The organism is Candidatus Binatus sp., from assembly GCF_030646925.1.
In the GTDB taxonomy this organism is placed as follows: domain Bacteria; phylum Desulfobacterota; class Binatia; order Binatales; family Binataceae; genus Binatus.
Genome location: NZ_JAUSKL010000087.1, coordinates 27,922 through 47,856 on the forward strand (window position 1 = coordinate 27,922; position 19,935 = coordinate 47,856).

At 60.3% G+C, this 19,935-nt stretch carries 20 protein-coding genes and 1 pseudogene; 9 read left to right on the plus strand and 12 right to left on the minus strand.

Features of this window, described 5'->3' with window-relative positions; genetic code table 11:
• Positions 1 to 244 precede the first annotated feature (244 nt).
• From Q7S58_RS15085 to Q7S58_RS15095, 3 genes are read left to right on the plus strand one after another with little or no spacing between them, the layout of a single operon-like run.
• Complete coding sequence (locus Q7S58_RS15085; RefSeq protein WP_304827421.1) at positions 245 to 1,468, plus strand: CaiB/BaiF CoA-transferase family protein; 1,224 nt, start codon at positions 245 to 247, stop codon at positions 1,466 to 1,468.
• Positions 1,465 to 2,652: an amidohydrolase family protein gene (locus tag Q7S58_RS15090; protein WP_304827424.1), complete on the plus strand. Its 1,188-nt coding sequence runs from the start codon at positions 1,465 to 1,467 to the stop codon at positions 2,650 to 2,652. Before Q7S58_RS15085 ends, Q7S58_RS15090 begins: the two co-directional genes overlap by 4 nt.
• 60 nt (positions 2,653 to 2,712) lie before the next feature.
• Complete coding sequence (locus Q7S58_RS15095; RefSeq protein ID WP_304827427.1) at positions 2,713 to 2,892, plus strand: hypothetical protein; 180 nt, start codon at positions 2,713 to 2,715, stop codon at positions 2,890 to 2,892.
• A 127-nt stretch (positions 2,893 to 3,019) separates the two neighbouring features.
• On the opposite strand, the gene Q7S58_RS15100 is transcribed toward Q7S58_RS15095, so the two are convergent.
• A complete protein-coding gene (locus Q7S58_RS15100) occupies positions 3,020 to 3,340 on the minus strand; it encodes a hypothetical protein (protein WP_304827749.1) in 321 nt (106 codons plus the stop codon).
• Between Q7S58_RS15100 and Q7S58_RS15105 the strand changes: the two genes are divergently transcribed.
• The 6 genes from Q7S58_RS15105 (at position 3,224) to Q7S58_RS15130 (ending at position 8,852) form a co-directional block, all read left to right on the plus strand.
• Complete coding sequence (locus Q7S58_RS15105) at positions 3,224 to 4,342, plus strand: AAA family ATPase (protein ID WP_370655529.1); 1,119 nt, start codon at positions 3,224 to 3,226, stop codon at positions 4,340 to 4,342. The genes Q7S58_RS15100 and Q7S58_RS15105 overlap by 117 nt on opposite strands.
• Before the next feature lie 3 nt (positions 4,343 to 4,345).
• Positions 4,346 to 4,960, plus strand: coding sequence for a hypothetical protein (locus Q7S58_RS15110; RefSeq protein ID WP_304827428.1), 615 nt, complete (start codon positions 4,346 to 4,348; stop codon positions 4,958 to 4,960).
• Positions 4,960 to 5,331 carry a hypothetical protein gene (locus tag Q7S58_RS15115; RefSeq protein ID WP_304827432.1) on the plus strand — a complete coding sequence of 124 codons (372 nt, stop codon included), beginning with the start codon at positions 4,960 to 4,962 and terminating at the stop codon, positions 5,329 to 5,331. Before Q7S58_RS15110 ends, Q7S58_RS15115 begins: the two co-directional genes overlap by 1 nt.
• Positions 5,332 to 5,838 (plus strand): cytochrome P450, encoded by a 507-nt coding sequence (locus tag Q7S58_RS15120; protein WP_304827435.1) that lies wholly within the window; start codon positions 5,332 to 5,334, stop codon positions 5,836 to 5,838.
• Positions 5,839 to 6,078: 240 nt separating this feature from the next.
• The gene (locus tag Q7S58_RS15125; RefSeq protein ID WP_304827438.1) at positions 6,079 to 7,755 is read left to right on the plus strand and encodes an amidohydrolase family protein; all 1,677 of its coding nucleotides are present in this window, start codon (positions 6,079 to 6,081) and stop codon (positions 7,753 to 7,755) included.
• 95 nt (positions 7,756 to 7,850) lie between these two features.
• Complete coding sequence (locus Q7S58_RS15130; protein WP_304827441.1) at positions 7,851 to 8,852, plus strand: D-2-hydroxyacid dehydrogenase family protein; 1,002 nt, start codon at positions 7,851 to 7,853, stop codon at positions 8,850 to 8,852.
• Between the two features lie 60 nt (positions 8,853 to 8,912).
• Here Q7S58_RS15130 and Q7S58_RS15135 read toward each other — a convergent pair whose 3' ends face one another.
• The 11 genes and pseudogenes from Q7S58_RS15135 to Q7S58_RS15185 all read right to left on the minus strand — a co-directional run bounded on the left by Q7S58_RS15135 (position 8,913) and on the right by Q7S58_RS15185 (position 19,808).
• Positions 8,913 to 10,157 (minus strand): acyl-CoA dehydrogenase family protein, encoded by a 1,245-nt coding sequence (locus Q7S58_RS15135; protein WP_304827444.1) that lies wholly within the window; start codon positions 10,155 to 10,157, stop codon positions 8,913 to 8,915.
• A 3-nt stretch (positions 10,158 to 10,160) separates the two neighbouring features.
• Positions 10,161 to 11,333 carry an acyl-CoA dehydrogenase family protein gene (locus Q7S58_RS15140; RefSeq protein ID WP_304827447.1) on the minus strand — a complete coding sequence of 391 codons (1,173 nt, stop codon included), beginning with the start codon at positions 11,331 to 11,333 and terminating at the stop codon, positions 10,161 to 10,163.
• Between the two features lie 114 nt (positions 11,334 to 11,447).
• Positions 11,448 to 11,843 carry a VOC family protein gene (locus Q7S58_RS15145; protein ID WP_304827450.1) on the minus strand — a complete coding sequence of 132 codons (396 nt, stop codon included), beginning with the start codon at positions 11,841 to 11,843 and terminating at the stop codon, positions 11,448 to 11,450.
• A gap of 62 nt (positions 11,844 to 11,905) precedes the next feature.
• The gene (locus Q7S58_RS15150) at positions 11,906 to 12,778 is read right to left on the minus strand and encodes an SDR family NAD(P)-dependent oxidoreductase (RefSeq protein ID WP_304827452.1); all 873 of its coding nucleotides are present in this window, start codon (positions 12,776 to 12,778) and stop codon (positions 11,906 to 11,908) included.
• A 91-nt stretch (positions 12,779 to 12,869) separates the two neighbouring features.
• Entirely contained in the window at positions 12,870 to 13,427 is a 558-nt protein-coding gene (locus tag Q7S58_RS15155) for a carboxymuconolactone decarboxylase family protein (protein WP_304827455.1), read from the minus strand.
• Positions 13,428 to 13,546: 119 nt separating this feature from the next.
• On the minus strand, positions 13,547 to 14,713 hold the full coding sequence (locus Q7S58_RS15160) for a phytanoyl-CoA dioxygenase family protein (protein WP_304827458.1): 1,167 nt from the start codon (positions 14,711 to 14,713) through the stop codon (positions 13,547 to 13,549).
• 81 nt (positions 14,714 to 14,794) lie between these two features.
• Entirely contained in the window at positions 14,795 to 15,694 is a 900-nt protein-coding gene (locus tag Q7S58_RS15165; RefSeq protein WP_370655527.1) for an amidohydrolase family protein, read from the minus strand.
• A 282-nt stretch (positions 15,695 to 15,976) separates the two neighbouring features.
• Positions 15,977 to 16,147 (minus strand): annotated as a pseudogene (locus tag Q7S58_RS15170) (SDR family oxidoreductase); the annotation flags it as partial.
• Positions 16,148 to 16,451: 304 nt separating this feature from the next.
• Positions 16,452 to 18,056, minus strand: a complete 1,605-nt coding sequence (locus Q7S58_RS15175; protein ID WP_304827462.1) for a hypothetical protein — start codon at positions 18,054 to 18,056, stop codon at positions 16,452 to 16,454.
• Positions 18,057 to 18,167: 111 nt separating this feature from the next.
• Positions 18,168 to 18,566, minus strand: a complete 399-nt coding sequence (locus Q7S58_RS15180; RefSeq protein ID WP_304827465.1) for an LLM class flavin-dependent oxidoreductase — start codon at positions 18,564 to 18,566, stop codon at positions 18,168 to 18,170.
• 57 nt (positions 18,567 to 18,623) lie between these two features.
• Positions 18,624 to 19,808, minus strand: coding sequence for a redoxin domain-containing protein (locus tag Q7S58_RS15185; RefSeq protein ID WP_304827468.1), 1,185 nt, complete (start codon positions 19,806 to 19,808; stop codon positions 18,624 to 18,626).
• Between the last annotated feature and the right edge of the window lie 127 nt (positions 19,809 to 19,935).

Below are 19,935 nucleotides of genomic sequence, written 5' to 3' on the forward strand. Positions count from 1 at the left end.
GGACGATCGCGACATCGCTGGAATACATGGTTTTCTCACACGAACAGGAGAAAATGATCCAACGGTTCCATACTAACCTTGAACGCTTCATGAGGTCATGACGAGTTTCCATGTGGCCGTCGGACATGGCGTCCCTGACGCGACCGTGGTCGCGCGCAGGGGCCGATTCCGCCCCAGCGATGGATTGCGTTTGGCGCGGTGCGGTGTGAAGAGTTGTGGCGCGGATAAGGAGGCGCAGACTTGGATGGCACAAACATCGAAGCACATGCTGGAGGGCTACCGCGTACTCGATTTTACGCAGGTGCTGGCCGGACCGACGACGACGCGATACATGGCCGAGATGGGCGCCGAGGTAATCAAGGTCGAATTCGCGCCGAACGGGGATATAGCGCGCGGCGTGCCATATATTCGCGACGGACGGAGCGCATACTACGTGCAGCAGAACCGGGGCAAGAAAGGTTTGTGCCTCGACCTTAAGAATCCGGCGGCGGCGGCGATTATCCGGGAACTGATCCCGAAGGTTGATGTGCTGGTAGAGAACTACGCGCCCGGGGTGATCGGGCGGCTGGGATTCGGCTACGAGGCGGTAAGGGCGCTCAATCCGAAGGTCATCATGTGCTCGATTTCGACGTTCGGGCAGGGCGGGCCGCTGGCGAACCGTCCCGGCTATGATTTTATCGGGTGCGCGTATTCAGGCGTGCTCAGCATGATCGGCGAACGGGACGGCGCACCGTCGCTGCCGGGGGTGGGACTGGGCGATATTACGACGGGGGTGCATGCGCTGTCTGCGATCACGGCGGCGCTGCTCCATCGCGAGCGCACGGGCGAGGGGCAGTACGTCGAGACGTCGCTGCTGGATTGTTACTTCAGCTACAACGACATGCCGGTGCATGCGGCGAGTTTAAGCGGGGGCGCCATTTCGCCGCGGCGCAACGGCGCGCACCATTTCGCGATGGCGCCACTGGGCGTGTTCAACGGCAAGCGGCATCCGATTCTGATCATGGCGGCCACCGAACATCAATTCGTGTATCTCTGCCGCGCGATGGGGCGGCCGGAGATGCCGAGCGATCCGCGCTATTGCAACAACACTCAGCGGATGGCGAATGTCGAGGAGTTGAAGCGGCTGATCCAGGACTGGTTCGACGCGATGCCGAGCGATGATGAAGTGTACCGGCTGTTCAACGAGCATCGGGTGCCGTACGCGCAGGTGCTGTCGATTGAAGAGGCGATGGCGCATCCGCATCTGCGCGAGCGCGAGGTGGTGCGGACGGTGAACGATCGATATTTAGGGGAGTTCGAGGTACCGGGATTTCCGCTGCGGTTTTCGAGCTACGAACGGCATCGGGAGATGGAAGCGCCGACCCTGGGGGAGCATAACGAGGCGGTGCTGCGCGAGTATTTGGGATATTCGCCTGAACGGATCGCGGCGCTGGAGCGCGAGGGCGTGTTGCATCGCGGCGAGCGATGACGAATCGAGGCAACGACATGGCGCGGATCGAAGAAACCTTTCACAAACTCAAGTATCCGGGCGCGGTTGACGCCGACGGCCATATCGTCGAGGACGTCGGCCTGTGGGACCGCCACCTCGAGGCAAAGTACAAAGCCAACGGGATCCGCCTCAAGACCGATAGCGGCGGCGTCGAGTATATCGAGCTCAACGGCAAGCCATCGAAAATCTTACGCGGTCCGATGTTGGGCATGTTCGCCGCGATGGGCCAGATCGATCGCAAGCGCTCGATGACGCGCGTGCCCAAGTTTGGCGAGGACGTGCCGCTGGGCGCGATGGACGCTAGGGAGCGCCTCGCACGCCTCGACGCGGAAGGCCTCGACGCCGCCTTCATCTACCCGACGCTCAGCCTGATGTACGAGAGCGAGATGACCGACCCGGAACTCATGCAGGCCTGCACCCGCGCTTACAACCGCTGGATCGTCGATTGGTGTTCCGACAGCGGCGGGCGGCTGCTGCCGGTGGCGCACCTCTCGTTGGGCGATCCGGTCGCCGCCGCCCAGGAACTCGAGCGTGCGGTCAAGGCCGGATGCAAGGGCGGATGGGTCGCGCAATTCACCATGACGCGCAAGCCCCACGCCCATCCGGACCACGACGTGGTGTTCGCCAAGGCTCAAGAACTCGGCGTGCCGCTCGGCCTGCATCCGTCGCTCGAACCACCGTGGGCGCTGCCCGGACGCTACGACCTTCAGCACATCCGCAATCAAGGTTTCTTCCTGAACGTAACGGCCGCCGACGCGATTCGCCAGGGCTTCACCAGCTTCTTCCAGTGCGGCACCTTCGACAAATTTCCCGAGCTTAAACTGGTGCTCCTCGAAGTCGGCTCCGGCTGGATCAGCTACTGGCTGGACCGGATGGACGCCGTTTACGACAGCACGATCGGGCGCACGGTGCCGCTCAAGGAGAGGCCGAGTCACTACTTCAAACGCAATGTTTGGATTTCGGCCGATCCCGACGAACATTCGCTGCCGGCGATGGTGCAACTATGCGGCGAGGACAAGTTCTTCTGGGCCACGGACTTCCCGCATCCGGACCACACCGGCGATTACATCAAGGAACTCGAAGAGCTGGCCGGCAAGCTCCCAGCCGGCGCGCGGGCAAAGGTGCTCGGCGAGAATGTGATGCGCGTGTACCGCTGCAAGTAATCGATGTTCATGTAGCGCAATCGCGTGCGGCGGCATCAGGAGCAGCTAACGGAGGATTCGATGGATTTTCATGGCATCGACCAAAGCACCACGCGGTCTCCGCGCCTGATGCTGCAAGCGCTCCTCAAACGGACCAGGCAAATCGAGTTGAATGGCAAGGTCGAGCGGCTGCGGTCAAACTTTCTCGCCGGTATCAAGCACATGCCGGTGCGCTTCACGGAGTCGCGCGCGGCGGCCTGAGTAAGAGTCCGGTATCACCGCGTATTTGGCTGAGTTTCTCTCCGCCCGCCGGTTCACCCGGTGCCCATTCCGCTTTACGGCAGCGTTTTTGAGATGGCTCGAACCAGAAGAATCGAGATGACCGGCCTCAGCCATAAGCGAGCATCCGCATTTCGGCGATCAGCGCCGCTTTGTCATCGCCTCCCTGCTTCATGGTGTAGCCTAAGAACCTTGCCGTCTCGCGTTGCCGCCCGTTCCCAAATCGTTCGCGGAATTGGGTTCCAACAGCTAGCATGGAGCAACAAATCGGTAGGCGGTCTTGGAAACCGGAATCAGATTCACTCATATCGCACTGAGTAATTGGCGGAACTTCTCGCGAGCAGACGTTGGTCTGCGCAAGAGAGTCTTTCTCGCGGGTCCGAACGCGTCGGGGAAATCCAACTTTCTCGACGTGTTTCGGTTCCTTCATGACCTAGTGGCCGTCGGAGGTGGCTTTCAGGAAGCAGTGCTCAAGAGGCGAGGAGTGTCCTCACTTCGCTGCTACGCTGCTCGCCGGTATCCCGACATCAGCATCCAAGCTGACATTGGAACGGACGAAAATCTTGAGATTTGGAAGTACGAACTGGACTTCAGCCAAGACAACAATCGACGGCCTTTCATAAAGAGAGAGGCCGTCTACCGGGCCGGAACCAAGATCCTAGACCGGCCTAACGAAGAAGATACCCGAGACCCGGCCCGTCTTAGGCAAACCTATCTGGAACAGGTGAATGTGAACCGAGAGTTTCGGGACATTTCCGATTTTTTCTTATCGGTTCGCTATCTGCACCTAGTGCCACAGTTGGTTCGCGACCCCGACCGCTCAGTCGGTCGCCACGGAGACCCTTATGGTGGAGATTTCCTCGAGCAGATAGCAAGCACCTCTGATAAAACTAGGGTCGCCCGACTTCGACGCATACTTGATGCTATGCGCGTGGCGGTTCCTCAGCTTAAAACACTAGAATTGTGGCGCGATGTGCGCGGCACTCCCCATCTTCGCGGGAGATATCAGCACTGGCGTGCGCATGGCGCATGGCAAACCGAGGATCAGTTCTCTGACGGAACGCTGCGGCTAATGGGTCTCTTATGGGCGGTTATGGGTGGGCCGGGAGTTTTGCTGCTGGAAGAACCCGAACTATCACTCCATCCTGAAGTAGTTCAGCACATTCCTCAGATGCTTGTCCGAGTGCAGCGCCGCTCGGGGGCTCAGGTGATGATCAGCACGCATTCCGGTGATCTGCTCCGGGACGAGGGCATTGGACTCGACGAAGCGCTCCTGCTAATCCCAGGCGCCGAAGGGACTACGGTTAAACCAGCCGCCGAATTTCAGCAGATCAAAGCATTGCTTGAGGGCGGCTCAAACCTCGCTGATGCCGTGCTCCCACAGACCCGGCCAGCCAACGCTCAGCAACTCATATTCAAAATGGGCGACTAGCGCGTGGCGAACGGTGAGATCGTCATTACGGCTGCCGTCGAAGGTTCTCTTGACCAGGCCGTCGTTCAGCGGGTGGTCGAAGACGCAGGCGGAGCGCTCGGACCGGTCCACGGTCGGAAAGGAAAACATTATCTAAGGGACAAGCTCAGCGGCTTCAACAACGCAGCGAGGTTTTCTCCCTGGATTGTTCTGGTCGACCTGGACGAGGATGCGGAATGTGCTCCGGAGTTACGGCAGGATTGGCTTCCGCAACCTGCCGACTACATGCTCTTTCGCGTTGCGGTCAGAGAAGTCGAGGCGTGGATTTTCGGTGACCCCGAACGTCTCTCTCGGTTCCTCCGAGTGCAGCGCGGCAGAATCCCGAGTAATCCTGAAGCTCTGATGGACGGGAAGCGCGCGATGGTGGACTTGGGGCGCCTGTCGAAAAGTCGTGACATTCAGGAGGACATGGTTCCCAGTCCCGGGAGCGGAAGGGCCGTCGGCTCTGGATACACCTCTCGGCTGAGCGAGTTCGTCCTCGACCGAACCCATGGCTGGAGGCCGCAAGTTTCAGCCGACGCGTGCAACAGCCTGCAGCGCTTGCTCGCCCGCCTGAGTGCTCTCGCTGAAGGACGGTAATGGAACATCGCAAAAGGCTGATTGAAGTGGCGCTGGCGCGCGGCGAATGCGATTTTGTGATCGACGTCGCGGCGCGGATGCCGATGGCGTTCATCTGCGAGATCATGGGCATCCCGCGGATTGACTGGCCGGACATGTTCAAGTGGGGCAACATGATCGCCGGCTACGACGACGACGAGTATCAAGTCGAATCGGGATCGCCGGTCGATACCCGTCAGCAAGGCACGGTTAACCTGGGCAGGTATTGCATCAAGGCGGCGCTCGAGCGGCGGGGCGGAGACGGGGAAGACCTGTTGAGCGTGCTGGGCAACGCACGAATCAATGGCCGCCTGCTGACAGAAAGAGAACTCGCGCACAACGGCACGCTCTAGGTGGGAGCGGGGCTCGAAACCACGCGCAATGCTATCTCGGCCGGGCTGCTCGCGTTGATCGAGCATCCGGCGGAGTTGGACCTGCTGCTGAAAGACGAAACGCTGATGCCGAGCGCGGTCGAGGAGATTCTCCGATGGTCCAGCCCGGTCACCCATTTTGCACGGGTGGCAATGAAAGATACGGAGCTGGGTGGCAAGCAGATTCATCAGGGAGACCGCGTGGTGCTCTGGTTTCCCTCCGCCAATCGCGATGAAGAGGTCTTCGCAAATCCTTACACCTTCGATATTCGGCGGACTCCTAACGAGCATCTCGCTTTCAGCAAAGGCGAACATTTTTGCGCCGGCGCGCATCTGGCGCGGCTCGAATTGCGCCTGATGCTGCAAGCGCTTCTCAAATGGACCAGACAAATCGAGTTGAATGGCAAGGTCGAGCGGCTGCGGTCGAACTTTCTCGCCGGTATCAAGCATATGCCGGTGCGCTTCACGGAGTCGCGCGCGGCGGCCTGAGTAAGAGTCGCGGGCAGGACTCGATGGCCTGAATCAAGACAAGGGCGCTGGACAAAACAGTCATTTATTGAGTATGGGATCGTCAAGGTGATCGAGCAGGATTTGGTCGGCGTGCCAGCGGATGTGAAGCGCTGAGATCGTGTTCGAAAATGCTGCGAAGATTTACGACATCGAGTTGAACTAGCCAAGGACGTCGGACGGAAGTTCCGAAGGATCCCGTCGTCGAAGAGGAGTAGATCCATGGCATATGACCTATTGATAAAGAACGGCACGGTCGTCGACGGCACTGGCGCACCGCGGATGCGCGCCGACATCGCCGTGGCTGGCGATCGCATCGCAGAAATCGGCAACATCAGGGAGGGCGCGAAGCGCGTGATCGACGCCTCCGACCTGATCGTGTCGCCTGGCTTCGTCGATCCGCATACGCATTACGACGCGCAGATTTGCTGGGATCCCCTGATTAGCTGCACGTCGTGGCATGGGATCACGTCGGTCGTGATGGGCAACTGCGGCGTCGGCGTTGCGCCATGCAAGCCTGAGTCGCGCGAAATCGCGGCGTGGGACCTGACCAACGTCGAGGCAATCCCGTTCGAATCGCTGAAGAAGGGAATCACCTGGGACTGGGAAACCTTCCCCGAGTACCTCGACGCCGCGGAGCGGCGCGGCTCCGCGATCAATCTCGGCTTCCTCGCCCCGCTTACGCCGTTTCGTCATTACGTGATGGGCATCGAGTCGATGGATCGCGCCGCCACACCCGAGGAGACCCGGCAGATCGCGGCCCTGCTGAGTGAAGCGATGGCGGCCGGCGCGATGGGTTTTTCGACCACTACGCTGAAGCAGCATATCGGCTACCAGGGCTCGCCGCTGGCCTGCCGGCTGGCCAGCAAGGACGAGCTGAAGGCATACGCCAACGTACTGAAGCAGCATCGCAAGGGCGCTATCGAGGTCGCGCTGACGAAGAAGATCGCAGTGGTGCAGGAGGATGAGTACGAATTGCTCGACATGCTGCTCACCGAGAGTGAACGGCCAGTGACGTGGCTCGCGATGGCGTCGTCGCCGCGGCGCCCCGAGCGCGCGCTCGAGACGTTGACGCGCCTCGAACCACTGATAAGCCGGGGCGGTATCCCGCAGGTGCTGTGCAAGCCGTTCGTCGCTCAGCTCGATCTGCGGAGTCCATTCACCTTCGCCGATAACGATTCGTGGAGCCAGGTGTTCAACCAGCCGGTCGAGGTGCAGAAGAAGATCTACGCCGACCCGAACTTCCGCGATAACTTCCGCGCGAGCCTCAGCCAGCCGCATCTCTTCCCCGGCAAATGGAATCGCGTGGAGATACTCGAGGCGATCAACCCGGCTCTCAAGCAGTATGAGGGCAAGACGGTAGCCGAGGTCGCAGAGATGCGCGGCGCCGACGGGCTGGATACGTTCCTCGACCTCACGCTGGAGGACGACCTTCAGCTCCAGTACACGATGCAGCAGTACCATGAGGGGGGAATCCAGCAGTTGATCTCGGACCCGCGCACCATGATTGGGCTGAGCGACGGCGGCGCGCACGTCGATATGCTATGCGACGCGGGCTACGCGACTTATCTGCTCGGCAACTGGGTCCGCAAGAATCAAGCGATGACGCTCGAATTTGCGATCAAGCGAATCACGTCGGAGCCGGCGAACTTTTTCGGCATCCGGGAGCGCGGGCAGCTCAAGAAGGGTTGGAAGGCCGACATCACGGTCTTCGACTACAACACCGTGAATTCGGCGCGGCGGGCGACGATGCAGCATGACCTGCCGGGCGGAGGACGCCGCTTGGTGATGCCGGCCGAGGGAATCGAGTACACGGTCGTGAACGGCCGCGTCTCGTACGTGCACGGACGTCAGAGCGGCGAGCTTGCCGGCCAGGTAATCCGGTCGGTCGCGGCATAGCGCCCAGTTACTTTCCAAATCGGTTGCAAACCGCGAGGGTCGAAGACTTAGGCTTCGGCCCTCGCGATGGATCGACTCAGCGCACTGATTGCTCGATGCTCAAGATTGCCATCCTCGACGATTACGCGAAAGTCGCTCTTCAATCGGCCGATTGGTCTGTGCTGCAGGGCAAGGCGGAAATCACGGTCTTCGATCGGCATCTGTCGGAGGACGAGGCCGCATCGTTGCTGCAGCCATTCGATATTCTTTGCACGGTCCGCGAGCGGATGAGTCTGCCGCGCAGCTTGTTCGAGCGATTGCCCAACCTGAGGCTCGTCACCATCATCGGCATGTCCCTGCCTAATCTGGACATGGCGGCGGCGACCGATCATGGCGTGATAGTAGCTCATTCCGACTTCGGCAACCCCATCTATACGGGCGTCTTCAATGCGACTCCGGAACTCACGTGGGGACTGATGATCGCCGTCGTTCGCCACTTTGACCTTGAGAGTCGGCGGATGCGCGCCGGCCAATGGCAGAGCACAGTGGGAACGATACTGGCCGGTCGCACGCTCGCGCTCCTGGGGCTGGGTCGCATTGGCAAGCGGATGGCCGCATACGGCCGTACTTTCGAGATGCCGGTGATCGCATGGAGTCAGAATCTAACTGAGGAGGCCGCCACGGCCGTCGGTGCACGGCGGGTCGAGAAGGACGACCTGTTCCGTCTTGCCGACGTTCTCTCGATCCACGTTCAGCTAAGCGATCGCACCCGCGGCTTGGTCACGGCGCGTGAACTCGCTCTGATGAAGCCCGGGGCTTACCTGATCAACACTTCGCGCGGGCCGATCGTGGTCGAAGCGGATCTGATTGCGGCGCTACGGTCGGGAGGCATTGCCGGCGCCGGAATCGATGTTTTCGATGTCGAGCCGCCGCCCGCCGATCATCCTTTCCGCACCATGCCTAACGTCACCGTCACTCCGCACCTCGGCTACGTCACTTACGAAACGCTGACGGCCTTCTATACCGATACGCTGGAAGCAGTGGTCGCGTTCGCCGATGGCAAACCAATCCGGATAGCTAACCCCGAGGCCTTGGTGCACGCAAATCAGCGACGCTGATCACGCAAGCTGGATCGATCACAATCGACGGCGCAGAGGTTCTCGAATGACGCGCGCCTGCTAGTTCTTTCGCACGTTCCGGAACGGGCCGGTGTCGAAACGTGGCTCCTTCGGTAAGCCAAGCACGCGCTCGCTGATGATGTTGCGCTGAATCTCGTCGGTGCCCCCGGCGATAGAGGTGGCGGGCACTGACACTAGAATCTCGGCTATGATTCCGTCACGCGGACTGCCGGGACCGGCGAGCATTGCTTCTGCGCCCGTAATCAAAGTGTGCACGTGGGCACAGGATCGAGCAACGTTGCTGGCTGCGAGCTTTCCGAGCGAGCCTTCCGGACCCTGCGGTCGCCCATGTTGCTGGGCAGCGCGCGCTCGGCGCGCGGTCCACTCGGCCGACTTCGCCATGATCATCAGCTTGGCGATCTCCTGACGCACATAAGGATCCTTGTTCGCGCCGGTCTCCTTGGCGCGCTCGAATACGAGATCGACCCGACCCGCGCGCTGCGGATACCATTTGTACGGCTGGTTAGCCGTTTCGAGCTCGGACCGCTCCTCGGCGTGGATACGTCCCAAGCGCGCCCCTCGCTTTGATGGTGGGTTCAGCCCGTCGGCGCCGCGGCGTTCGTGGGCCAGCGTCGTCATCGCCACCTTCCAGCCATCGCCGACGCCGGCGACCAGATTCTCGGCCGGGACGATCGCGTCGGTGAAGAACACCTGGTTAAATGACGCGTGGCCGTTCATTTGCTTGAGCGGCTGCACGTCGACACCCGGCTGTTTGACGTCGATCACGAAAAACGACATCCCCTCGTGCTTGGGCGCATCCCAATCGGTGCGGGCTAGCAATAGGCCGTGGTCGGCATGATGCGCGCTCGTCGTCCATACCTTCTGCCCGTTGATGATCCAATGGTCGCCGACCAAATCCGCGCGAGTGGTGGCGCCGGCGAGGTCCGAGCCGCTGCCGGGCTCGCTGAAGAACTGGCACCAAGTGTCTTCGCCGGTGAGGATGCGGCGCAGGAATTTCTTTTTTTGTAGATCCGACCCATGCTCGAGCAGCGTGGCCGCCGCCAGTAGTCGCACTCCCGATTTCGCAACGCTCACCGCGCCCACATTGGCGAATTCCTCCTCGACCACGCGCGCGAGGCCCACTGGCAGACCGCGCCCGTACCAGGCCTCAGGCCATTGCGGCATCCCCCAGCCGGAGTCGGCGAGCTTGTTTCGCCACGTCACCAGGGACATCTCCGGATCCCAGTTAGCCGCGAGCCACGCACGTACCTCGGCTCGCACCTGCTCATCGCTGATCCTGCTCATCGCTCAGACTCCCCACCGCTGCATCAAGAGTTCCCGATGGTAGCTCGGTTGGCCGAGAAACACCTCGGAGCTCTTGGCGCGCTTGAACCAGAGATGCGTATCGTTGTCCCAAGTGAAGCCGATGCCGCCGTGAATCTGAATACATTCGGCCGCGGTGCGCAGGTAAGTTTCTGACGCCGCGGCCTTGGCTAGGCACGCCAGCGCCGGCCACTCGGGGTCCTCCACCGCACAGGCTTGAGCCGCGCAGTAGGCGGCTGACTTGGCTAGCTCCACATCCAGCAGCATGTCGGCCAACTTGTGCTTGATCGCTTGAAACGAACCGATTGTCCGTCCGAACTGAACTCGCAGCTTGGCGTAATCCACCGCCGAATCGAGCAACGCCTGCGCGCCACCCATCATTTCGTTGGCGAGTGCGATGGCCGCCTGGTCGAGCGTACGGATAAGTGGCTTTGCGCCGTCATCGACGCTGCCGAGTAGGTCCGCATGCGCGCCGTGAAAATCGATCCGCGCCAGCTTGCGAGTAGGATCCATGGATTCCAGAAGTCGTCGTTGAACGCCTTCGGAATTGGCGCTGAGCGTGAATAGCGCCAAGCCCTCATGGCCAACACTCGCGGGCACGCGTCCCGCGACGATCAGCAGGTTCGCGATATGGCCGTCCACGACGTAACTTTTGACTCCGTCAAGAAGATAACCATTCACGACGGGGGTGGCGACGAGCTCGATCTCGCGCGGGTCCCAATGGCCACTTAGCTCGGTGACCGCAAGCGTCGCGAGCCGCGCGCCACTGGCAAGATCGGGCAACAAGCTCGATTTCTGCGCTTCGGTGCCGGCGTTCAGTATCGCATTGGCGGCGAGTACCGTCGTCGAGAAATAAGGCGCGCAAAGTAAGGCGCGACCAAGCTCCTCGGTAACGATACAAAGCTCGACCATGCCGAATCCCGCGCCGCCGTATTGCTCCGGGATGGGAATCCCCGGCAGCGCGAGCTCCTCGCTCAACTGGCGCCACACCTCGGGATTGTAGCCCTCGGCCGTGGCCATGAGCCGCCGCACCTCAGTCGTGGGCGATTTATCCTTCAGAAATCGCCGCAGCGCCGAGCGGAACTGCTCCTGCTCGTCGGTGAACGCGAACTGGATGCGGCGCGCTGGCTCGACTCTCGATTCGTCTGATGCGCTCATCGCTATTGAAATGCGCTCCGCCGCGAACTCTTAAGAATGATCGTCTAATGGCACAAACACGTTGCGCGCATCAATAATCAGCTTGCACTTCCGACCGCTCCCGATTTGCAGGCGCTACGTGTTCTGCAGGAACTCGACCGTGTTGCCGTCTGGATCGGTCACCATCGCGATCGTGACGCCCGGACGGAACTCAGTGACGGGCATTGTCGGGCGGATGCCTTTCGCCTCGAGCTGCGTCATCAGTCCGCGGATATCGGGCACCGAGATCGTGAAGTAGCGGTAGCCAAGTCCGCCCATCGGTCCGCCCGGTGCGGGTTTCGCCGCCGGAGTCCGGTCGAGCTTCAGCAGTTTGATGACGGTGGTTCCGCACTTGAGGCGATACATCCGGCCTCCCGGCAACGGCAGCTCGCCCTCGACCTCCAAACCGAGCCCGTCGCGGTAGAAGCCGAGGGCCGCCTTCTCGTCAGTCACGATGATTCCCAAATCGATAGAGTCTTTGCTTACCTGCACGCCTTTCTCCTTCTCGGTGTTGAGTTTCAGTCATGACAACTGTTGGCTCGATATGCCAGCGCTTAAATCTTGCGGACCGGACGACGGGTGCTTGGCGCTCCCGTGCTGCCCCGGTTTACGCCCACCTGCGATAGCTGTGCTTCGCGCGACGTTCCAAACCTCCGCCAGATGTCCGGACCGGCGGCGGTTAACCCTCCATCCACCACCAGTGCCTCGCCGGTGACGAATGCGGAGTCATCACTGGCCAGGAACAATGCGGCGCCAGCGATGTGCTCGGGTTTACCATGCTCTGGCCACGGTTGTAACTGTTCCATCCGCTTGGCGGCGGCAACGGGGTCGCCGCGGTCGGTGAGCGGCGTAAGAACTCCTCCGGGACAGATCGCATTGACCCTGATGCGGTCGGAAGCGAGTTGCAGCGCCGCCGCTTGCGTGAGATTGATCACCGCCGCTTTGGCGGCCGAATAAACCAGCGGTCCGCCTCCGCCGCTCAGACCGGCGATCGACGCAGTGTTGATAATCGAGCCGCCTCGACCAAGGCGCTTCATGGCGCGGGCCGCGTGCTTGATGCCCAGGAAGACACCCTTCGCGAGCACGTCGAAGGTGTAGTCCCATTCTTCTACTTCCACGTCCCAGATCGGGCCGAGCGCGCCGCCGACACCGGCGTTGTTGAACACGATATCGAGCCGGCCGAATTCGGCAACCGCCAAATCGATCATCGCGGCAACCGCGGGCTCTTTGGCCACGTCAGTTCGAATGAAGCGGACCTGCTCGCGAAATCCACGATCGGATGCGATCGCCAGAGTCTGCATGCCGGTATCTTCGTTGTAGTCGGCGATGACCACTGACGCCCCCTCCTCTAGGAAACGCATCGTGGTCGCGCGGCCCATCCCGCTCGCGCCTCCGGTGATCACCGCCACTTTGTTCTCAAGTCTCATAGTTGGAACCTCGCTACACAGTCCATTGGCGTTTTAGTTCGGGAAGGGTTCGTTCGCAAGAAGAATTTCTTCTCGATTGTTCGAACAGTGACTACTTTCGCTGCGTCATGCCCTCCAGTATGTCCACTTTGCCCGCGAAGTCCTCGAGTTCGACTTCCGTCGTTTCGAGGATACTGGCGGTCTGGCGCCAATGACCGATTATAACCAGCAATTCAATTATCTCTCCCGGACTGAGATGCTGCTTGATCGCTTCCAAGGTTGCGCGGCTGGCCTTGACGTTCGCGTTCACCTCATCCGTGAATTGCAATACCAGGCGCTCCACTTCGCTGAAGCACCTGGCGTTCTGCCAATTCTCTATCGCCGCGATCTGTTCATCTTTGACGCCGACGTGCTTCGCCGCGGGCACATGCTGGGTCCATTCGTACACCGAATGGCAATCCTTGGCGGTGCGCAAGATTGCGATTTCCCGCAGCTTTGGATCTATCGCACTCTGCGTGAAGAGCGCATTGCTCAAACGGCTGCGGTGAAGGAATATGTTCTGCGCATTAGCGGTCATCCTTTGCACATTGAGTACGATGGGTCTGGACTTGAGAATCTTGAGAACTTCAGGCGAAGCGTCCTTTTCGTCGAGATAGGGTAACAAGGCCATTGGTGCATTCCTCCAAAAATTGTTCATCCAATGAACGCCGGCGCTGGCGCGCCGAAAAGCTGGGAGCGCTCCTAAGACGTAACCTGGTCCTTCGAGGCTGCAGGCTAGCCGGGTGACAACTAGATTCCGAGGTCCAGCAGGTTGTAATCTCGTAGGCCCGGTTTCACTTCCGGCGTCCAGCAATACCGGTCTTCCAGTCCGGCGAACGGCTTGTATCGGTAAGGCTTCTCGTTCGGAAAGCGCTGCTGCCGCGCATCGATCGCATACATGATCACCCGTGAGCGCTCACGAATGCGATCCTCGTCGTAAACCGCGACCGGGTTATGCACGCCCCCGCTGACTACTCCCAGCACTGACTTGCGGCGATGAAAACCGAAGTTGAGCGTGACGCGAACATCTTCGCTGGTGTTGGCAAACGAGCCATGAACCGCTTGCCGGTTGCAGATCACGACATCGCCGGGCGCGCAGATGAGCGGCACCGCGTCAGGCAATCGATCCGAACCCGCCGCCTCGACCATTGCTTTGATGTCCACCTTGCGGCGCCGATGGGAACCCGGCACGACCCACAGGCCGTTCGCCGCGTTACACCCATACAGTTGTGCCATGAAGTTGAAGCCGTGAGTGCCTTCGTCGAGGTCCGGACTGTCCCAGTGGGTCCAGCCATCCTGGTGCCAGGCCACGGAGCCGCCCAGGCCAGGCTGCTTGATCCACACCGCCTCGTTGAATGGCGTGAAGTCTTCGCCATTGATGGTTTCCGCAACTGCCAATAGCTGTGGATGGCCGTAGAGCCGCAGGCAGGCATCGGAAAACTGCAGCGAACCAAGGACGAGTTGCAGGACGTACTCGGGCGCCCCTATAGGAGGTGTGGGTTCGATCATCTTCACCGGATGCCGGCCGTTGGCGAAACCGGTGCCGCCGAAAGGATCGGAAAGCGGCCTGACCCAACTGATGTTCTGGGCTTTGCAATCCGCCCCGAGGGCCGGGCGGCCCTGGCTGTCGACCTTGGCCTGCTTGTTCACTGGAGCGCGCGCGAGGATTTCGGCCACGTCGCGTTCGATGTCTTCAAGTTCTTCTTCTCGCAGTAACCGTTCGAAGATATAGAACCCACAGCGCGAGTAGGCGTCGAGAATCGCCGGATCGAGCTTACCGTCTCGGTCAAAGCGCAGCGGGCCTCGATTGCCGAGCCTCAGCGCGCGCTCCTCGCCTTCTCTACGATAACGCTCCATCGCAGCCTGATCGCGTCCGTAATCGACGATGGGGACCTTGATGAGGGGTAGGTTAGCCATGCTCAATCTCTCCTACGAAAACCGCCGGCGGTAAGACTCACTATGCAGAAACATTCTCCTACGACTAGCCTCGGCTGTTAGCTAATTGAGCCCATACAATTTCACCGCGGTATCGCGCACGATTTTGCGCCGGTCGGTCTCGGACAGCTTGCTCAGATGTTTGGCGACATAATCCTGAGACCTCGGGAAGGTAGCCTGCCGGTGGGGATAGTCGGACGACCACATGATGTTATCGGCAGGGAACCAGTCGAGCAGATTCACGAAAACCGGATCGTCGATGAAGGTCGCGTAAACCTGGCGCTTTATATACTCGCTCGGCTTGAGCGGCAGTTTGAAGCCACGAGACCCGTATTTGTCTATCCGAAAGAGATAGAAGGGTATCCAGGCCACATCGTTTTCGGCCGACACTATTTTCAGACGAGGAAATCTCTCAAAGACCTTGCCAAACACCATCGAGGTTAGCGAACGTTCGATAGGATGAACCATCGAGATGAGGCCCGACATAAATTCGATGCCGCGCATGTCGGCATTGACGACGTTGCTAGCGTGACCGGCGGTGCCTTTGGCGCCGGTCAAAATATGCAGTGAGAGCGACATATCGAGGTCCTGAGCAGCAGCCCAAAACGGATCGTAATCTGGATGTGAGTAAGGTCTTTCCGCCGGCGCATCGCCCCAAATCATCGCGCCGACCATACCGCGGCGCTTGATTCTCGTAAGCTCGGCGATTGCGGCCGGAATATCTTCCAGCGTGATGAGTCCGAGCGGAATCAAGCCCTTGAGGTCGTAGCTGCAATAGTCGGTGGCCCAGTCATTGAAGGCGCGGAAACAGGCCGAGCGGAACTCGGCGTCGCCGAGGCCGAACAGCGGCATCCCCATCGAGGTGTAGATGACTTCCGCCGATACACCGTCGCGCTCCTGATCCTTGATGCGCTCGGCCGGGTCGTGGACGGCTTTGGGCGCCTGATCAAAACCGCGCTTCATAAATTCCCGGATTTCCTCGGGCGGCACTCCGGCACTGAAGAACGGCGCGATTGGCGCCGGCGCCAGATCCTCGCAGACAAAATACTCGCCCGGTTTGCCTTCGAGCTTGACCGCGCGCGGAGCTCGGTCGCGGAATCGTCGATCGAGTCTTTCCGCCCACATTTTAGGCGGTTCAACGAAATGAGAATCTGCTGAGATCAGTCTGCTCTCTGACATGACTCTTCCCTCCGCGCTGGCGATGCAGTCAAATGGGCTTTCGAAGGTTGGTTTGCTTTGTCACTCCTAGCGCAAACTGCCCTCTCCGCCTAGCTTGCGAAAATTGAGATCTGTGCCGCCGCTCACCGGAAGGGTCGCTCCAGTAATGAAGCTGGCGGCGTCGGAGGCCAGGAAGACAACCGCCTCACCGATGTCCTCGGGTTGGCCCATTCGGCCCAGCAGAAATCTTGCCCTTACCTTGTTGCTTCATGACCGGGATGACGGCCCTACAACAGAGGCAGGTACCTTTGACTTTGACTTTTGCGTCGCCAATGGATGCATATTCGCATTACACTCTCGGTTCGGCTTGCGATCCATCAGAAATGTGTGACATCCAGCAATGAACCTCTACCGCCTGTGAGGGGCGGTTCAGAGCGATAGATACGAGCCACGTTTCCGCTACTCCCCGAGGGCTCGGCAAACCTTCTTTCGGCGATGGGCTTACTGACGGCATTCCCCTCACCGCATGATCAACCAGATGCTGTCGTTTAGGGGCCGGGGTTCAGGAATGCCGCAGAGCGAGAATGCTCCCATCGCCGTCGGCCGAAAGGTAAATCCGGCCATCGCTGGCGATAGTCACTCCGGCAAAAGGCCGGAGCGGCCCCGGTATCAATCCCGGTATTCCCATAAGCAACTTCGGCACGACGCCCGGCGGGGCGCCGACGGGTAGATTTGACGCGACGGTCTCGCGCTCACGAGTCTTAAGCGAATATGAGATCAATTCGCGTGCGCCCGCGTCAACGACGTAGAGAGTATCGCCGGTAGTTGCGACCCCTTGCGGTTCCTTGAGGCCTTCGATCACCGCCGTCACTACGCCGTTATCGACCTGCACGACGCGTCCCTTGTCGCTCTCGGAAACAAAGCAACTGCCGTCGGGAGCAATCGCAATCCCAGTTGGTCGCGCGAGACCGCGCGCCTTGACCTTGAGTTCGCCGGAAGCGAATTCGAGCACACGCCCTTCGCCTCCATCCGCAATGAAGATGCTACCCCCGGCGCCGACGGCGACGCCGTAAAGTTCATGCAGACCGGTCGCAAGGACTTCCATTGCGTGCGTCACCGGATGGTAGGAGGTGACGTTGCCGCCGGAGGTGGTCACGATCAATACGCCATTCGCGCCCTTGGCGACACCGCGAACGAAGCCGGGGAAATGCCCATCGAAGAGCAGTCCTACACGATGGCAAGAGCCGTCGGAAGCTACCTCGGCCATACTGATGCCGTCGGCGGCATAGAGCTTACCATCGTCGCCGAACGCAAGGCCCATCGGCCCGAGGAATCCTGGCGCGACCAGCACACGTTCTTTGCCGTCACCCATGATCTCCGCGACTCCGCCATCGACGAAATGCGAAACGAAGAGACGGTCGTTGTCGGATAGCGCGAAATTGTCGATACCGGGACGCATCTTCGCGATCACGCGTCGGTCGCCGCTTTGCAAATCGATGCGCAACACCTCGCCGCTGCGGCCTTGAGTGGAAAGCAGGAAGCCTTTGCTGTCGAACTTGACCGCCGTTGGGACGGCGAGTTCGGTCGCAAATACCTCGGGCTTACCGCCTTCCAGGGGGACGCGCCAAATCTCGTTAACGCCGATCGCGGGGAAGTAGATTTTGGCGTCGGGCCCGACCGCGAGAGCATTGGGCAGGGGCAGATTACCGGCGATTAGGCGCGGCGCTCGACCGTCCGGGAAAAGCTCGAAGAGTCTTCCGTCGGGGCGGCATTCGTCCATGAACAGACGATCGTGCCACGCTGTGATGCCATTGGCGGCGGGAACCTTGTCGGCGATGACGCGGACCTCGCCATTGGGCGCGCGCGCACAGACTCGTTCGCTCATGACCTCGGTCGCGTACAGAATGCCGTTCGAGTCGAAGGCGAGATCGTCGGGCGCGACGATTGGTCCGCCGATAGGACTAAGAGTCGAGACCGCGCCACTGGTGACGTCTATAGCGCTGACCTGGCTGCCAAACGCCTGCGCGACGTAGAGGCGACCGTCGGGTCCGACGCGCATGCCGTTGGCGCCAAAAAGCGTGCTCGGATCGGTGACACGGCTGACGCTCCATCCCTGGGCAGTGACGACTGTCGATGCGGCGCCAAAGCGGTTCGAAGAACTTTCCATCCGGCGATCCTCCCGCGCTTATCGATCCGCGATGCGAATCCGCGCCGAATCGGCGATTGCAGACTTGGCAGCCAACAGCCCCGATGGGTTTTTTCTTCTACTCAAGACTCATCACGCCTGGCGAGCCGAATCGTAGAGAATATTCTTTGACCGAGCTTGGATTGCGGCACCTGACATATAAGCGAGGAACTGCAACACGTCCGGGCAAATCGCGTAGTCGTCGAAGTGGTGCTCGACCGACCAGACCGAATCAAAGCCGAGCGGCTCTGCCATCTCGCACAGCCTCAGTTCGTTGCGATAGACCTCGGCGTCAGAGATAGCGTTGTGGGGATTCTGAAAAGCGACTGCATAGCCTACGCGCATGGTAGTACTCTCTCGTTGAGCCTTACATTTGGGCGTGTGCGATGAGCGATCCTGCTGCCGGATATCTTGGCACACTGCATTCCGTACTGCCAACGGCCGTGGCATCGCCGCACCTCCAGCCGCGAGGACGATCGTTCGATTGCGCATCGCTACATTCCTCCCGAAGAGGAGTGCGGCGATCGCGCAGCATCCAAGAACCCGTCGTTACTTGGCCGACGGCTTCAACTCCAGCGGCGTATAGTAGTGGCGGTCGCCGAGCGCCTGCACCATAGCGAAAAATTCCGGTCCCGACGCCTTGCCCGGTTGCTCGAGTTCCCAGGTTTGACGAATGAAGCACCAACTATCAGGCCGCAAGCGGCGCGCTTCGGCAAAATACTTTAGCGCCTCGTCGCGATGACCGCGCTCGAACAGATGTTCGCCCAATCTGAAATTTGCCATGGCAAGCGCGTCGGTGTCGTCAGGCACCTGGGTCCGTCGCCGGGCTTCCTCGGCCGACAATACGTATTCGCTGCGCTCGCCTTTCTCGACCCAATCACGAATCGCATCCACATATGAAGTGCGCAGACGCTTGGCCTCCGCGGCGACGTCCGCCGGCATTGTGAACGTCTGCGGATCCAACGAACGGACTCCGTCGTTAACTCCTGCCGACTCGGCTGGCCGCACGATTCGACCTTGCTCGTCGATCCACACCGCCATCGGCACGTTGATGATGTCGTAGAGTTCTCCGACGATGTGCTTCTGATCGATCAAGCACGGGTACTCGGGAATTCCTGCTCGAGCGAGCAATCGATCGTCCCAACCCATGATGTCTTTGAGCAAGTCCGGCATTTCGGTCGAAGACGGCCGAATGAAGTCGCGGACGGCGGCCGCGCCTCCGCTATCGAACGCGACCGCGATGACGGTGAAGCCCTGGTCTTTCAGTTCTTCGTAAAGGCCCTGCCAAACTGGCAGGTCATAACGGCATCCTCACCAGGAGGCCCACGCGGCGATTAACACCTTCTTGCCGCGGTAGTCGGACAGCCGATGCATCTTGCCGTCGAGGTCCGGCAGTTCGAAATCCGGAGCCTCGAGCGACTTCAATGCGGCGCGGCGGGTTCCCGCGTTCTCACCGAAATACCAGACGCCATTTTTGTCGTCGTGCAGCGTCGGCTGGCCCATCAATCGCGCGAACGATGCGAGGTTGAAGCTCTGCCGATTGTCGCGAACAAAGTCCGCCTCGCGTCCGACCGGAATTGGCACGCAGACGCCGCCCTTGCAGACGCCTTCGGGTTTCAATTCCCATCCGCTTACTTTGGCTAGCTCCGCGGCGCTCAGCCACAGATTGTCGCGCTCGGCTTTGGCGGTGATGGCCTGTGAAGGGCGGTCCGCATAAATTACTTCTATCGGCATGACGCGAATCCTCCTGCGGTCCCAGTAGCAATATCGGAAGCTTAGTTGCAGGCCTGGTCGTCTCGAAAGTTATTTCGCTTCTATCATTTGTACGGGCGATTGCACACAGCGGATGCGCTGTTTACGG